The following is a 13,834-nucleotide window of genomic DNA, read 5'->3' on the forward strand; positions in this document are numbered from 1 at the left end:
ACCCCGCCCCCCGGGGCCGGTCCCGGCCCCGGGGATTGGGCCGGCGGGGCCCGGGCATCCCCCCGGACCCCGGCCGCCCCGCGGGTCGGGTCAGCCCACCGGCGCGAGCCGGAAGGACTGGGCGGTGGTGCCGTTGCAGGTGTACTGCTGGATCCGGGCCCCGTCGGCCGCCGAGGCGGCGGCGACGTCCAGGCACTTGGCGCTGTGCCGGGCGGTGAAGACGTAGGAGCCGTCCGGCTGGAGCACCGGCTTCCACTGCTGGTTGGTGCCGGAGGACCACTGCCAGAGCTGCACGGGCACGGAGTCACCCGTCGCCGTGGAGCCGCCGGTGACGTCCCACACCTGCTCGGTGGCCGCCGCGTTGCGGTTCACCACCCGGTAGTAGCCGCTGTCGGTCGCGCGGAACTGCCACTGCTGGTTGGTCTGCCCCGCGACGCAGCTCCACTGCTGCACGGCCGTGCCGTTGGCCGTGCCCCGGTCGGTGGCGTCCACGCACTTGCCGGAGCCCGCGCCGGTCACCTGGTACCAGGCGGAGGTGCTGATGCCGTCCCCGGGCCCGCCGGTCGGCGCGCCGGACCAGGTGAAGGTGGTCGTGGCGCGGGCCGGCAGGCTGTACGAGAAGTGCTGCCCGGCCTCGCGGACGGTGACCTGCTGGGTGGACGACGAGGAGTTGTGGGTGACCAGCACCCGCTGCCCGTCACTGTTGACGAACGCCGTGTTCCACACCGGGTCGGTGGCGTTGCTGCCGATCCGCACCGCGCCCGCGCGGACGAACTTCGTCAGCTGCCCCATGGTGTAGTACTCGACGGTGTAGTCGACCTGGCCGCTGCGCGCGTCCCCGTTGTGCACCGTGATCAGCCCGGTGCAGGTGCCGCAGCCGCCCGCGTGCGGGCCCATGGCCTGGTCCAGCGCCAGCGACCACTTCACGTAGGAGCGGGCCCAGTTGCGGGTGAAGCCGGTGATGTCCCGCAGGTCCTCCAGCTGCTGGTCGGCGACCCAGGTGCCGCCTGAGTGCTCGGTCTCGTACTGCGGTACGCCCGGGTACTGGCTCTGGATCGTGCTGCCGAAGGCGTAGTTGGGCGGGGTGGGCGCGTAGCCGTGCCAGGCGACGCCGCCGAACAGCGGGTCGCCGCGCAGCGCGGCGTCGGCGAGCTGGCCGGCGCCGGTGGTGTTCCAGTCGCCGTGGTTCCAGTCGTGGATCAGCGCCTTGGTGGTGATCCCGGCCGAGCGGAAGGCGGGGAAGAGATGGTTCTTGGTGAAGTCCAGCAGCGTGGCGCCGGTCCACTCCATCGTGGGATAGCTGCTGTCCGCGCCGCAGCACTGGGGCTCGTTCTGCACGGACACGTAGTCGATGTGGACGCCGCGCTGCTCGTACGCCTGGAGGTACTTCACGAAGTACTGCGCGTACATGTCGTAGAACTCCGGCTTCAGCTTGCCCATCTGGGTCAGCTTGCCGTTGTCCTTCATCCACGCCGGCGCCGACCACGGCACCGCCATGATCTTCAGGGCCGGGTTGAGCTGACGCGCCTGCTGCGTGAGCGGCAGGACGTCGGCGAGGTCCCGTGAGATGGAGAAGTCGGCCAGGTCGCAGCAGGTGTCGTCGTACGTGTAGTGGCTGCGCGCGATGTCGGAGGCGCCCATGGGGTTGCGCAGGAAGCCCAGCCCGATGCCGTCGGTGGGGGAGAACAGCTTGCGCATGGTCGCGTCGCGGGTGGCCGCCGACAGCGCGCCGGAGGAGTTCATCAGCCAGGCGGCGCTGTCGGTGAAGGACGCCCCGCCGCCCTCGAAGGGCTGGTAACGGGCGGCGGGATCGACCGTGATGACCGTCCCGCCGCTGCCGTCACCCGCCTCGAAGGCGGTCGGGGTCTGGGCCTGGAGGCCCTTGACGACCGTCTTGCCGTCGGAGGTCGTGGTCATGGTGACCTGCACGGCGGTGGCGGCGGCCGCGCTCGGGCCGGCCACGGTTAACGCGGCGAAGGCCGCGGCGACCGCCGCCAGGACGGCGATCACCCTTCTGATGTGGGGGTGTTGTCGCATCGCGTGCTCCTTGTGGGGAAGGACGTGGGGTGCGTGCGAGGGAGGTCGACGGGCGCCGGGGCGCCCGGGGTCAGGCCGCGCTGCGGGCGCGGCGGCGGTGGGCGGCGATGATGTCGGCGTACCGGCTTCCGCTGCCCTTGACGGTGCGCTGCTGGGTCTCGTAGTCGACGTGGACGAGCCCGAAGCGCTTGGCGTAGCCGTACGCCCACTCGAAGTTGTCCAGCAGCGACCAGGCGAAGTAGCCGGCCAGCGGGGCGCCGGCGCGCACCGCGCGGGCGCAGGCGGCCAGGTGCTCCTCCAGGTAGGCGGTGCGCTCGGGGTCGTGGACTTGGCCGTCGGGGCCGACGTGGTCCTCGTAGGCCGAGCCGTTCTCCGTGACGTAGATCTTCCGCGCGCCGTACTCCTCGGTCAGCCGCAGCAGCAGCTTCTCCAGGCCCTCGGCGTGCACCTCCCAGTCCATCGCGGTGCGGCGGACGTCGGGGATGCGCAGGGCGCGGGTGTGCGGGACCGGTCCCGAGGGGTCGTCGGCAACGATGTCACGGAAGTAGTAGTTCAGGCCCAGCCAGTCCAGCGGCGCGGCGATGGTCTCCATGTCGCCGTCCTGGACGGGCAGTTCGACCCCGTAGAGCTTCAGCATGTCCTCGGGGTAGCCCCGGCCGTGGATCGGGTCGAGCCACCAGCGGTTGGTGTGGCCGTCGGCGCGCAGGGCGGCGGCGACGTCCTCGGGCCGGTCGGAGGCCGGCTCGCTGGGGCTGAGGTTGTTGACGATGCCGATCTGGGCCTGCGGGACGGCGGCGCGCAGCGCCTGCACGGCCAGGCCGTGACCCAGGTGCAGGTGGTACGAGGCGCGTACGGCGGCGGTCAGGTCGGTGAGGCCCGGGGCCATCTCGCCCTGGAGGTGGCCGATCCAGGCCGAGCACAGCGGCTCGTTGAGGGTCGCCCACTGGGTGACGCGGTCACCGAGGCGCTCGGCCACCACGGAGGCGTAGTCGGCGAAGCGCAGCGCGGTCTCGCGCTCCGGCCAGCCGCCGCGGTCCTGCTGCGCCTGCGGGAGGTCCCAGTGGTAGAGCGTCGGGAAGGGGGTGATCCCCGCTTCCAGCAGCCCGTCGACGAGCCGGTCGTAGAAGGCGAGGCCCGCCGGGTTGACCGGGCCGCCGCCCTGCGGCATCACGCGCGGCCACGCGATGGAGAAGCGGTACGCGTCGAGGCCCAGGCGCCGCATCAGGCCGATGTCCTCGGGCCAGCGGTGGTAGTGGTCGCAGGCGGTGTCGCCGGTGTCGCCGCCGGCGACCTTGCCGGGGGTGCGGGAGAAGGTGTCCCAGATGGAGGGCGCGCGGCCGTCCTCGGCCACGGCGCCTTCGATCTGGTACGAGGCCGTCGCGGCGCCCCACACGAAGCCGGCGGGGAGCGCACTGAGGTCGGATGTCACGGACTGCCTTTCGGAGGGGGGTACGAGGGTTCGGCGCTCACTTGACGGCGCCGGCCGTCAGGCCGGCCACGAGGTAGCGCTGCAGCAGCAGGAACCCGGCGACCACGGGCACGCTCACCACGAGCGAGGCGGCCATGACCTGGTTCCAGTACACGTCCGTCTGCGTGGCGTAGCCCTGCAGGCCGACGGCGAGGGTGCGGGTGGTGTCGTTGGTCATGACCGAGGCGAAGAGGACCTCGCCCCACGCGGTCATGAAGGAGTAGACGCACACCGCGACGATGCCGGGCACGGCGGCGGGGACGACGACCCGGAACAGCGCGCCGAGCGGGCCGTTGCCGTCGACGAGGGCGGCCTCGTCCAGGTCCCGGGGGATCGAGTCGAAGTAGCCCGCCAGCATCCAGATGGAGAAGGGGAGCGAGAAGGTGAGGTAGGTCAGGATCAGGCCGCCCCGGCTGCCGTACAGCGCGATGCCGGTGGTGTTCCCGAGGTTGACGAAGATCAGGAACAGCGGCAGCAGGAAGAGGATGCCGGGGAACATCTGGGTGGACAGGATCGTCACCGTGAAGAAGCGGCGGCCCGCGAAGCGGTAGCGGCTGACCGCGTACGCCGCGAAGATCGCCACCGCCACCGAGGCGACGGTCGCGCCGCCCGCCACGATCAGCGAGTTGAGGAAGTAGCGGGCCAGCGGCACCGTGTGCCAGATGTCCGCGTAGGGCCGCAGCGTGAAGCCGCTCGGGAACCAGCGGAACGGTCCCTGCACGTCCTGCAGCGGCTTCAGCGAGGAGACCACCATCACGAAGACGGGGGCCAGCGCGAAGGCCGTCAGCAGCGTCAGCACGATCCGCCGGGTCCACACGAAGGAGCGCGGCGAGGCCATGGGGCTGCGGATGTCAGTCATCCTGCCTCCTCAGGGAGGTGACGAGCAGGTAGAGCGCCGTCACGACGAGCAGGAAGAGCAGCAGGAGCACGGACATCGCCGAGCCGGAGCCGAAGTTCCAGGTCACGAAGGACGACTGGTAGATGTGGATCGAGATCAGGTCCGCGGCGTCGGGCGCGGCCCGTCCGAACAGCACATAGGGCGTGTTGAAGTCGTTGAACGTCCACAGGAACAGCACGAGCACCAGCACCAGGTTCACCGGCCGCAGCGAGGGCAGGGTGATCCGGCGGATCTGCTGCCAGATGCCGGCGCCGTCCATCGCCGCCGCCTCGTACAGCTCGCGCGGGATGTTCTGCAGTCCGGCCATCAGGCACAGGAAGGCGAACGGCCACTGACGCCACACGGAGACGGTCACCAGCGCCCAGAAGCTGTTGTCGCCGATCAGCCAGAAGGGCTTGCCGTCGGTGAGGTGCAGCTGGTCGTGCAGGACGTGGTTGATCATGCCGGTGTCGCGCTGGAACATGAACGACCAGGTGATCACCGCCGCGTAGACCGGCAGCGCGTACGGGACGAGGAAGACCGCGCGCAGCAGTCCCCGGCCCCGGAACGCGTCCTGCATGAGGATCGCGGCGGCGGTGCCGAACAGCCAGGACAGGGCCACGGCCAGCAGCGTGAACTCGCAGGTGACGACGAAGGAGTTGAGCAGGTCCTTGCCGACGGGCGCGTTGAAGTCCACCGCCATGCGGTAGTTGTCCAGGCCCTTCCAGGGCGCCGCCGACCAGTCGCTGATGTAGAACTGCGTGAGCTCCTTGAAGCTCATCACGACGCCGACGACCATCGGGATCAGGTGGATCAGCAGCTCCAGCGCGAGCGCGGGGAGCAGCAGGACGTACGGCAGGGAGCCGCGACGCACCCGCGCGGAGAGCAGGCGCCGGCGGGGCCTTCCCCCGGCGGCCCGCCGGCCGCCGGAGGAAGGAGACTTCGAGGTGTGCCGTACGGGCGGCACGGTGGTGGTCATGGGTTGCTTCACGCTCACGAGGCCGGCATCTGCTGCTGGGCCTTCTCGAGGGCGGCCTTGACGGTGTCGTCGGTGACCGGGTGCCCGGCGGCGGCCTCGGCGAAGAGGTCCTTCATCGCCGTGCCGACGGTGGTCTCGAACTGGCTCTCGTTCGCGACCTGCGGGAGCGGCGCGGCGCTGTTGGCGAGCGCGTCGGCGAGCACCTTCAGGTCCGGGGTGGAGAAGGCGGCGTCGGACTGGGCGGCCTTGACCGGCGGGAGCGAGCCGTAGGTCCCGTTGAGGATCTTCTGCTCGTCGTCGCTGGTCATGAACTTCACGAACTTCAGGGCGCCGTCGACGTTCTTGGTCTTCTTGAAGACGGCGAGGTTGATGCCGGCGACCATCGAGTTGACGGCGGTGTCACCGGTGGCGCCCTTGGTCTGGAACGGCACCTGGGCGACGCCGTAGTCCTCGGGCTTCATGCCGTGGGACTTCAGCGAGGAGCCGGCGGCCTGCCACAGCAGCATGCCCGCCTTGCCGGTGGCGAAGTCGGCGACGGACTGGTTGGCCGCGTACTCGGCGTTGCCGGGGGCGGCGATCTTGTCCTTGGCGATGAAGTCGATGTACTGCTTGACCGCCGCGACCGCCTCAGGGGTGGTGAAGGTCGGCTTGCCGGAGGCGTCGAAGAAGTCGGCGCCGTGCTGCTTCCCGAAGACGAAGGCGTGGTGGACGTTCTCCGAGAGGTTGCCGCCCTCGACCGCGAGGCCGTACTTCCCGCCCTTGGTCAGCTTCTTGCCGTCCGCGACGAGCTCGTCCCAGGTGGCCGGCGGCGCGTCGATGCCCGCGTCGGCGAACATCTTCTTGTTGTAGTAGAGCCCGTACGCGAGCGAGTACAGCGGGACCGCGGCCGGGTCCTTGCCCTCGGCGCCGGTCGCGCCCAGCGCGGCGTCGACGAAGCGGTCCTTGCCGCCGATGGCGTCGAACGCCTTGGCGTCGAATGGACGCAGCGCGCCGGTGGCCTGCAGCGACGCGGACCAGGTGTTGCCTATGTTGAGCACGTCGGGGCCCTGGCCGGAGGTGGCGGCGGCGAGGATCCGGTTGAGGAGGTCGGACCAGGGGACGACTTCCAGCTTGACCTTGATGCCGGTCTGCTGCTCGAACTTCTTGAGCTCGGGCTCCAGGACTTCCTTGTCGTTCTCCAGGCTGCTGCCCTGGTTGCTGGCCCAGTAGGTGAGCGTCTTGGAGCCGCCGTCGCCGCTGCCGTCGGTCGAGGAGCCGCCGCCACACGCGGTTGCGGATGCGATGAGCGCGGCCGCGACTGCGGCGGCGGCCGTCGTACGGGTGATGTGCATGACCGGGGACCCTCTCAGGGGGTGATGGCTTCGGGATATGAAGAGCGTCACGCCTTAATTCAAGGCGTGATTTAACGTCTGAGAAAACCTGGCGTCAAGACTTGGCGCAGCGATACATTCAGCCGGGGAGGGAACACCATGGCAGACCGAAGCAAGCGCACCGTCCGTGACCTGCGGCGGGGCAACCGTTCGGCGATCCTTCGCCACCTCTACTTCGAAGGCCCGCTCAGCCGTCAAGAGTTGGCCAGGGACACCGGTCTCAGCACCGGCTCGATCAGCAACGTGGTCGCCGAGCTCATCGGGGACGGCGTCGTGGAGGAGGCCGGCTCGGTCGAGTCCGACGGCGGCCGCCCCCGTGTGATGCTCAAGGTGGCCCCCCGGCACGGCTTCGTCATCGGAGTCGACGTCGGTGAGACCGGGGTCCGGGTCACCCTCTTCGACCTCGCCCTGACCGAACTCTCCTCCACCGACCGGCCGCTGGCCGACAGCGGCCACGACGTCGCCCTGGTCGTGCAGTTGATCCTCGACGGGCTCTCGGTGGTCCTGGAGGACTCCGGCGTCGACCCCGCGCTCGTGCTCGGCGTCGGCATCGGTGTCCCCGGCATCGTCGAGCAGGGCACCGGCGGCGCGGGCGCGGTCGTGCACGGGCAGACCATCGACTGGGACGCCGTCCCGCTCGGCGCGTTGCTGGCCGAGGGTATCGGCCTGCCCCTCCACATCGACAACGGCGCCAAGACGCTCGGCCAGGCCGAGTTGTGGTTCGGGGCCGGCCGCGGCGCCCGCAGCGCCGTCATCGCCCTGCTCGGCTCCGGGGTCGGCGCCTGTGTCGTCGCCGACGGCAAGCCGTACCGCGGGGCCAGCAGCAGCGCCGGCGAGTGGGGGCACACCACCCTCCAGGTCGGCGGGCGCCTCTGCCGCTGCGGGGCCCGCGGCTGCCTGGAGGCGTACGTCGGCGCCGAGGCCCTGATCGACCGCTGGGACTCCGACGCCTCGGCCGGGGTCAGCGAGGAGGCGGCGATCGCGGCCCTCATGACCGCGGCCGAGGCCGGCGACCGTGCGGCCGTGGAACTGCTCGACGAGACCGCGGAGTACCTCGGCGCGGGCATCGCCGACCTGGTCAACCTCTTCAACCCCGAGCGCATCGTGCTCGCCGGCTGGACCGGTCTGATGATCGGCCCCCGGCTGCTGCCCGCCGTCCGGGAGGCCACGGCCGCGTACGCGCTGCGCCACCCCTGCGCCCAGACCTCGATCGAGCTCGGGCTGCTGGGCCCCGACGCGGTCACGGTGGGCGCCGCCACCCTGCCGCTCGCCCGCTTCCTCGACGCCGGGGGCCGGGCGCCGGCACCCGCGCCGCGGTCCGAGGAGCAGGCGGAACCGAATCGTCCGGGTCGGTCGTTGTCAGGGACGTCCGCCTGAAACAGCAGACTGAGACAGCACACCCCAGAAAGACCCGGAGACCGCGGTGACCCTCAAGCAGCAGATCGTCGGCAACGCCATGCAGATGGCTGTGTGCACCCTCCAGCCCGGCCAGACGGTCTACTGCGAGGCCGGCAAGTTCCTCTTCAAGACCGCGAACGTGAGCATGGACACCCGGCTCGCGGGGCCCGGCGGCGGACAGCAGCAGGACCAGCGCGGCGCGGGCGGCATGGGCGGCATGCTCCGCCAGGCCATGGGCACCGCCATGCAGGTCGGCCAGCGTGTGCTCGCCGGCGAGAGCATAGCCTTCCAGTACTTCAGCGCGAGCGGCGGCGAGGGCACCGTCGGCTTCGCCGGGGTCCTGCCCGGCGAGATGCGGGCCCTGGAGCTGGACGGGTCGCGCGCCTGGTTCGCCGAGAAGGACGCCTTCGTCGCGGCGGAGTCCACCGTCGACTTCGGCATCGCCTTCCAGGGCGGCCGCAGCGGCATGAGCGGCGGTGAGGGCTTCATCCTGGAGAAGTTCACCGGCCGCGGCACGGTGATCATCGCGGGCGCGGGCAACTTCATCGACCTCAACCCCGCGGACTTCGGCGGCCGCATCGAGGTCGACACCGGCTGCATCGTGGCCTTCGAGGACGGCGTCCGCTACGGCGTGCAGCGCATCGGCGGGCTCAACCGCCAGGGGATCATGAACGCCGTCTTCGGTGGCGAGGGCCTGTCACTGGCCACGCTGGAGGGCAACGGCCGCGTCATCCTGCAGTCCATGACCATCGAGGGACTGGCCAACGCCTTGAAGAAGGCCCAGGGCGGCGACAAGCAGGGCCCCACCGGCGGTCTGTTCTCCACCCGCGCCGGCTGACCCGCCGGCCCACCCTCCGCCCGCCGAGCCTCCGCCCGCCGTCCTGCCCCGGGCTCACACCGCCCCGGCGGCCTCCAGGACCTTGCGCAGGGCCCGGTCGAGGGCGGCCCGCACGGCCGTCGGGTCGCTCAGCGCGGCCGTCATCGCCGCGCCGTCCCGCAGCATCATCAGCGTCATGGCGTCCTCGGCCGGCTCCCGCGCACCCGCCTCGCTCAGCAGGTGTTCCGCCAGCTCCCGCAGCCATGTGCGGTGGGCGACGATGGCACGCGTCACGGGGTCGGCCGGGTCCGGGTACTCGGCGGCGGCGTTGAGGAAGGGGCAGCCGCGGAAGCCCGGCGCGCACAGCTGGTCGCCCAGCGCACCGGCCACCGCGAGCAGCGCCTCCCGCGCCCCGAGGCCGCGCAGGGCGGCCTCGGTGTAGGAGCGGATCTGCCGGTCCGTGGTCTGGACGTAGCTCAGGACGAGCTGTTCCTTGCCCGCGAAGTGCCGGTAGAGCGTGGCCCTGGTGGTCGCCGCCTCGGTGACGATCCGGTCCATGCCCACCGCGTGGATGCCCTCGGCGTAGAAGAGCCGGGACGCCGTCGCCAGGATGCGCTCGCGCGGCGGGGCGTCCGCGGGCACGGCGGCGCCGGAGGGGGCGAGTGGGGCGTCGGGTGGCGCGGTCATGTCCTTGACGGTAGCGGACGGACGCGCGTAGTGTCCCGACAAGAACGAACGTTCTGTATCTTCCTGATTCTTCGGTGTTCCCGGAGCCGCGCATGCGCCGCCGACCCACGGCACGCGGTGCGCCCGCCCCGCCCCCGCCCCCCCGCAGTACGAGAGGACCCCCACTCATGGCCGTGCCCGAGATCGGCGCCCCTGCCCCCGACTTCACGCTCTCCGGGGTGCTGCTCACCGACGCAGGCGCCGAGCGCGCCGAGTACTCCCTGTCCGCGCAGCGCGGTGCCCCGGTGGTGCTCGCCTTCTACCCCGGCGACGACACGGCCGTGTGCACCAAGCAGCTGTGCTCCTACACCTCGGACCTGGACCGCTTCCGCGACCTCGGCGCCACCGTGTGGGGGATCAACCTCAGCGACCTCGACAGCCACGAGCACTTCGCCCGCAAGCGCGACCTGCGCTTCCCGCTGCTCGCCGACACCGACCGCTCGGTGGTCAAGGCCTACGGCATCTCGATGCCCGGACTCGGCCTCAAGCGCTCGGTGTTCATCGTCGACGCCGACGGCATCATCCGCTGGAAGCACGTGGCCCGCCTCGGGCTGACCTTCCAGGACACCGACGCCATCGTCGCCCAGCTGGCGGCGCTCGCCCCCCGCTGAGCCGCCCCGCGCCCCCCTTACGGGCGAGCGTGAAGCTGCGCTGTTGCCGAGCTTAAGAAAAGATCGATGGACTGAACGCCCGGAGCCGGGCAGATTGCTGTGTGCCCGGCGCACCGCGCGAGCAGGCGCCGACGGGCGCCGCCGCTCCGCCCCGGGTTCTTCCGTGCCCGGTCCGCGTTCCCCCGTGCGGACCGGGCCACATCGTCTGCCGGCAGGAGTCGCAAGAGTGAAGGCACTGGTGAAGGAGAAGGCCGAGCCCGGCCTGTGGCTGCGGGACGTCCCCGAGCCCGAGATCGGCCCCGGCGACGTCCTCATCAAGGTGCTGCGGACCGGTATCTGCGGCACCGACCTGCACATCCGTGCCTGGGACGGCTGGGCCCAGCAGGCCGTGAACACCCCGCTGGTCCTCGGTCACGAGTTCGTCGGCGAGGTCGCGGCCGTCGGCTCCGACGTCGCCGACATCAAGGCCGGCGACCTCGTCAGCGGCGAGGGCCACCTGGTGTGCGGCAAGTGCCGCAACTGCCTCGCCGGCCGCCGCCACCTGTGCCGCAACACCATCGGCCTGGGCGTCGGCCGCAACGGCGCCTTCGCCGAGTACGTGGCGCTGCCCGCATCCAACGTGTGGGTGCACCGCGTCCCCGTCGACCTCGACATCGCCGCGATCTTCGACCCCTTCGGCAACGCCGTCCACACCGCGCTGTCCTTCCCGCTGGTGGGCGAGGACGTGCTGATCACGGGCGCCGGCCCGATCGGCATCATGGCCGCCGCCGTCGCCAAGCACGCCGGCGCGCGCCACGTCGTCATCACCGACGTCAGCGAGTACCGTCTCGAACTCGCCCGCAAGATCGGCGTCAGCCTCGCCCTGAACGTCGCGGAGTCCACCATCGCCGACGGGCAGCGCGAGCTCGGCCTGCGCGAGGGCTTCGACATCGGGCTGGAGATGTCCGGCCGCCCCGAGGCCATGCGCGACATGATCGACAACATGACGCACGGCGGGCGCATCGCGATGCTCGGCCTGCCCTCGCAGGAGTTCGCGGTCGACTTCGCCAAGGTCGTGACCTCGATGATCACCATCAAGGGCATCTACGGACGTGAGATGTTCGAGACCTGGTACGCCATGTCCGTGCTGCTGGAGGGTGGTCTCGACCTCGCCCCCGTGGTCACCGGCCGCTACTCCCACCGCGACTTCGACGCCGCCTTCGACGAGGCCGCCGGCGGCCGCTGCGGCAAGATCGTCCTCGACTGGACTGTTTGATCTTTGTGGCTCGGTTCGCCCCGCGGAGGTTCTCGAACCTCCGCGGCAACCGGCTGTGCCGCCCCGCCCCACCACCCCGATCCGGCCCGGAAACCCACGGGAGACCCCCATGTTCGACTCCGTCCGCGACGACCTGCGCGGCACCCTCGACGAGATCCGCGAGGCGGGCCTGTTCAAGCCCGAGCGCGTGATCGGCACGCCGCAGAGCGCGTCGGTCGGCGTCACCTCCGGCGGCCGCCCCGGTGACGTGCTGAACTTCTGCGCCAACAACTACCTGGGCCTGGCCGACCACCCCGAGGTCACCGCGGCCGCCAAGGAGGCGCTGGACCGCTGGGGCTACGGCATGGCGTCCGTGCGCTTCATCTGCGGCACGCAAGAGGTCCACAAGGAGCTGGAGGCGCGGCTGTCGGCGTTCCTCGGCACCGAGGACACGATCCTCTACAGCTCCTGCTTCGACGCCAACGGCGGTGTCTTCGAGACCCTGCTCGACGAGCGCGACGCGGTCATCTCCGACGCCCTCAACCACGCCAGCATCATCGACGGCATCCGGCTGTCCAAGGCCCGCCGCCTGCGCTACGCCAACCGCGACATGGCCGAGCTGGAGGCCCGTCTGAAGGAGGCCGGCGACGCCCGCCGCCGGCTGATCGTCACCGACGGCGTCTTCTCGATGGACGGCTACGTGGCGCCGCTGCGCGAGATCTGCGACCTCGCCGACCGCTACGACGCCATGGTCATGGTCGACGACTCCCACGCGGTCGGCTTCACCGGCCCCGGCGGCCGCGGCACCCACGCGCTGCACGGCGTGATGGACCGGGTCGACATCATCACCGGCACCCTCGGCAAGGCCCTCGGCGGCGCCTCCGGCGGCTACGTCGCCGCCCGCGCGGAGATCGTCGCGCTGCTGCGCCAGCGCTCGCGTCCGTACCTGTTCTCCAACTCCCTCGCCCCGGTGATCGCCGCCGCCTCGCTGAAGGTCCTGGACCTGATCGAGGACTCCGAGGAGCTGCGCGTCCGCCTCGCGGAGAACACCGCGCTCTTCCGCTCCCGGATGACCGAGGCCGGCTTCGAGATCCTGCCCGGCGACCACCCCATCGCGCCCGTCATGATCGGCGACGCCGCGGAGGCGGGCCGGATGGCCGATCTGCTGCTGGAGCGCGGCGTCTACGTGATCGGCTTCTCGTACCCCGTCGTGCCGCACGGCAAGGCCCGCATCCGCGTGCAGCTGTCGGCCGCGCACTCCACCGAGGACGTCGAGAAGGCGGTGGCCGCGTTCATCGCTTCGCGCGAGGCCCTGGCAGGATGAATGGGTGATCGACGCACGACGGCTGCGGACCCTGCGGGCCGTGGCGGACCACCGGACGGTGACCGCCGCGGCCGCCGCGCTGTACCTGACGCCGTCGGCGGTCTCCCAGCAGCTCGCCGCGCTGGAGAGCGAGACCGGTCACCGGCTGCTGGAGCGCGGTGGCCGGGGCGTCCAGCTGACGCCCGTCGGTGAGATCCTGCTCACACACGCCAACGTCGTCCTCGCCCAGCTGGAGCGGGCCGAGGCCGAGCTGGCCGCGTACAACTCCGGCGCGGCCGGAGAGGTCACCGTCGCCTCCTTCGCCACCGGCATCGCGCTCGTGCTCGCCCCCGCGATCACGGCGCTCCGCGGCACGGCGCCGGGCATCCGGGTGCGGGTCCGCGACGCCGAGGGCGACGAGTCGCTGCCGATGGTGCTCGACGGCCGCGCCGAGATAGCCGTCGCGGTCGAGTACCGGGGCGCCCCGAGCGCCGACGACCAGCGGCTCGCCCGCGTCCCGCTGTACGCCGAGCCCTTCGACGCGGTCCTGCCCGCCGGCCACGCGCTCGCGGATGCCGCGACCTCGGCCGTCCGTGTCGCCGACCTCGCCGACGAGACGTGGATCGGGCCCTACCCCGGCAACCCCTGCCACGACGTGGTCGTGCTCGCCTGCGAGTACGCGGGCTTCCAGCCGCGCCTGGAGCACTCCTCCGACGACTTCCGCGCCGTCGTGGCCCTCGCCGCGGCGGGCGCGGGCGTCGCGCTCGTACCGCGCACGGCGCTGCGCGACATGGACCTGTCCGGGGTCGCCGTCCGCCCCGTCCACGACGTCGTCGCCACCCGCCGCGTCTTCGCCGCGGTCCGCCGCGGCGCCGAGGACCACCCGCTGCTGCGCCCCGTCCTGGACGCCCTGCGCGCCGCCGCGGAGGACGCGGCGTAGCCGTGCGGCGCCCCGCGCGGTCGACTCCGGCAAACACCGGACGCTTCCCGTGCCGCGGTGACATCATCGGCAGC

At 71.6% G+C, this 13,834-nt stretch carries 12 protein-coding genes; 6 read left to right on the forward strand and 6 right to left on the reverse strand.

From position 1 onward, the window contains the following. Positions 1-90: 90 nt before the first annotated feature. The 5 genes from ACFWVC_RS20695 to ACFWVC_RS20715 form a co-directional block, all read right to left on the reverse strand. Entirely contained in the window at positions 91-2,037 is a 1,947-nt protein-coding gene (locus ACFWVC_RS20695) for an RICIN domain-containing protein (protein ID WP_384287722.1), read from the reverse strand. 70 nt (positions 2,038-2,107) lie between these two features. Continuing rightward, positions 2,108-3,466, reverse strand: coding sequence for a GH1 family beta-glucosidase (locus ACFWVC_RS20700; RefSeq protein ID WP_384287724.1), 1,359 nt, complete (start codon positions 3,464-3,466; stop codon positions 2,108-2,110). A 37-nt stretch (positions 3,467-3,503) separates the two neighbouring features. After that, entirely contained in the window at positions 3,504-4,364 is an 861-nt protein-coding gene (locus ACFWVC_RS20705) for a carbohydrate ABC transporter permease (RefSeq protein ID WP_384287726.1), read from the reverse strand. Continuing rightward, positions 4,357-5,361: a carbohydrate ABC transporter permease gene (locus ACFWVC_RS20710; RefSeq protein WP_384287728.1), complete on the reverse strand. Its 1,005-nt coding sequence runs from the start codon at positions 5,359-5,361 to the stop codon at positions 4,357-4,359. The genes ACFWVC_RS20705 and ACFWVC_RS20710 overlap by 8 nt, the downstream gene beginning before the upstream one ends. Positions 5,362-5,375: 14 nt before the next feature. After that, positions 5,376-6,692 carry an ABC transporter substrate-binding protein gene (locus ACFWVC_RS20715; protein WP_384287731.1) on the reverse strand — a complete coding sequence of 439 codons (1,317 nt, stop codon included), beginning with the start codon at positions 6,690-6,692 and terminating at the stop codon, positions 5,376-5,378. Between the two features lie 138 nt (positions 6,693-6,830). On the opposite strand from ACFWVC_RS20715, the gene ACFWVC_RS20720 reads away from it, so the two are divergent. Beyond that, positions 6,831-8,108, forward strand: coding sequence for an ROK family protein (locus tag ACFWVC_RS20720; RefSeq protein ID WP_384287733.1), 1,278 nt, complete (start codon positions 6,831-6,833; stop codon positions 8,106-8,108). 46 nt (positions 8,109-8,154) lie between these two features. Then, positions 8,155-8,967, forward strand: a complete 813-nt coding sequence (locus ACFWVC_RS20725) for an AIM24 family protein (protein WP_384287735.1) — start codon at positions 8,155-8,157, stop codon at positions 8,965-8,967. A 54-nt stretch (positions 8,968-9,021) separates the two neighbouring features. On the opposite strand, the gene ACFWVC_RS20730 is transcribed toward ACFWVC_RS20725, so the two are convergent. Further along, a complete protein-coding gene (locus ACFWVC_RS20730) occupies positions 9,022-9,633 on the reverse strand; it encodes a TetR/AcrR family transcriptional regulator (protein ID WP_384287738.1) in 612 nt (203 codons plus the stop codon). 167 nt (positions 9,634-9,800) lie between these two features. Between ACFWVC_RS20730 and ACFWVC_RS20735 the strand changes: the two genes are divergently transcribed. The 4 genes from ACFWVC_RS20735 to ACFWVC_RS20750 all read left to right on the forward strand — a co-directional run bounded on the left by ACFWVC_RS20735 (position 9,801) and on the right by ACFWVC_RS20750 (position 13,760). Beyond that, complete coding sequence (locus ACFWVC_RS20735; protein WP_384287740.1) at positions 9,801-10,283, forward strand: peroxiredoxin; 483 nt, start codon at positions 9,801-9,803, stop codon at positions 10,281-10,283. 226 nt (positions 10,284-10,509) lie between these two features. Further along, positions 10,510-11,538, forward strand: coding sequence for an L-threonine 3-dehydrogenase (gene tdh, locus ACFWVC_RS20740; protein ID WP_384287742.1), 1,029 nt, complete (start codon positions 10,510-10,512; stop codon positions 11,536-11,538). Between the two features lie 109 nt (positions 11,539-11,647). After that, on the forward strand, positions 11,648-12,841 hold the full coding sequence (locus tag ACFWVC_RS20745) for a glycine C-acetyltransferase (RefSeq protein WP_384287745.1): 1,194 nt from the start codon (positions 11,648-11,650) through the stop codon (positions 12,839-12,841). 4 nt (positions 12,842-12,845) lie between these two features. Continuing rightward, on the forward strand, positions 12,846-13,760 hold the full coding sequence (locus ACFWVC_RS20750; RefSeq protein WP_384287748.1) for a LysR family transcriptional regulator: 915 nt from the start codon (positions 12,846-12,848) through the stop codon (positions 13,758-13,760). The last annotated feature ends 74 nt before the right edge of the window (positions 13,761-13,834 follow it).

The sequence above is a fragment of the Streptomyces sp. NPDC058691 genome (assembly GCF_042714775.1).
Classification (GTDB): domain Bacteria; phylum Actinomycetota; class Actinomycetes; order Streptomycetales; family Streptomycetaceae; genus Actinacidiphila.

Excerpts from the sequence above, each read along its gene's own strand:
- ACFWVC_RS20735 (WP_384287740.1), top strand. The coding sequence starts at position 9,801 with ATGGCCGTGCCCGAGATCGGCGCCCCTGCCCCCGACTTCACGCTCTCC.
- ACFWVC_RS20710 (WP_384287728.1), bottom strand. The coding sequence starts at position 5,361 with ATGACCACCACCGTGCCGCCCGTACGGCACACCTCGAAGTCTCCTTCC.
- ACFWVC_RS20695 (WP_384287722.1), bottom strand. The coding sequence starts at position 2,037 with ATGCGACAACACCCCCACATCAGAAGGGTGATCGCCGTCCTGGCGGCG.
- ACFWVC_RS20715 (WP_384287731.1), bottom strand. The coding sequence starts at position 6,692 with ATGCACATCACCCGTACGACGGCCGCCGCCGCAGTCGCGGCCGCGCTC.
- ACFWVC_RS20730 (WP_384287738.1), bottom strand. The coding sequence starts at position 9,633 with ATGACCGCGCCACCCGACGCCCCACTCGCCCCCTCCGGCGCCGCCGTG.
- ACFWVC_RS20705 (WP_384287726.1), bottom strand. The coding sequence starts at position 4,364 with ATGACTGACATCCGCAGCCCCATGGCCTCGCCGCGCTCCTTCGTGTGG.
- ACFWVC_RS20745 (WP_384287745.1), top strand. The coding sequence starts at position 11,648 with ATGTTCGACTCCGTCCGCGACGACCTGCGCGGCACCCTCGACGAGATC.
- ACFWVC_RS20720 (WP_384287733.1), top strand. The coding sequence starts at position 6,831 with ATGGCAGACCGAAGCAAGCGCACCGTCCGTGACCTGCGGCGGGGCAAC.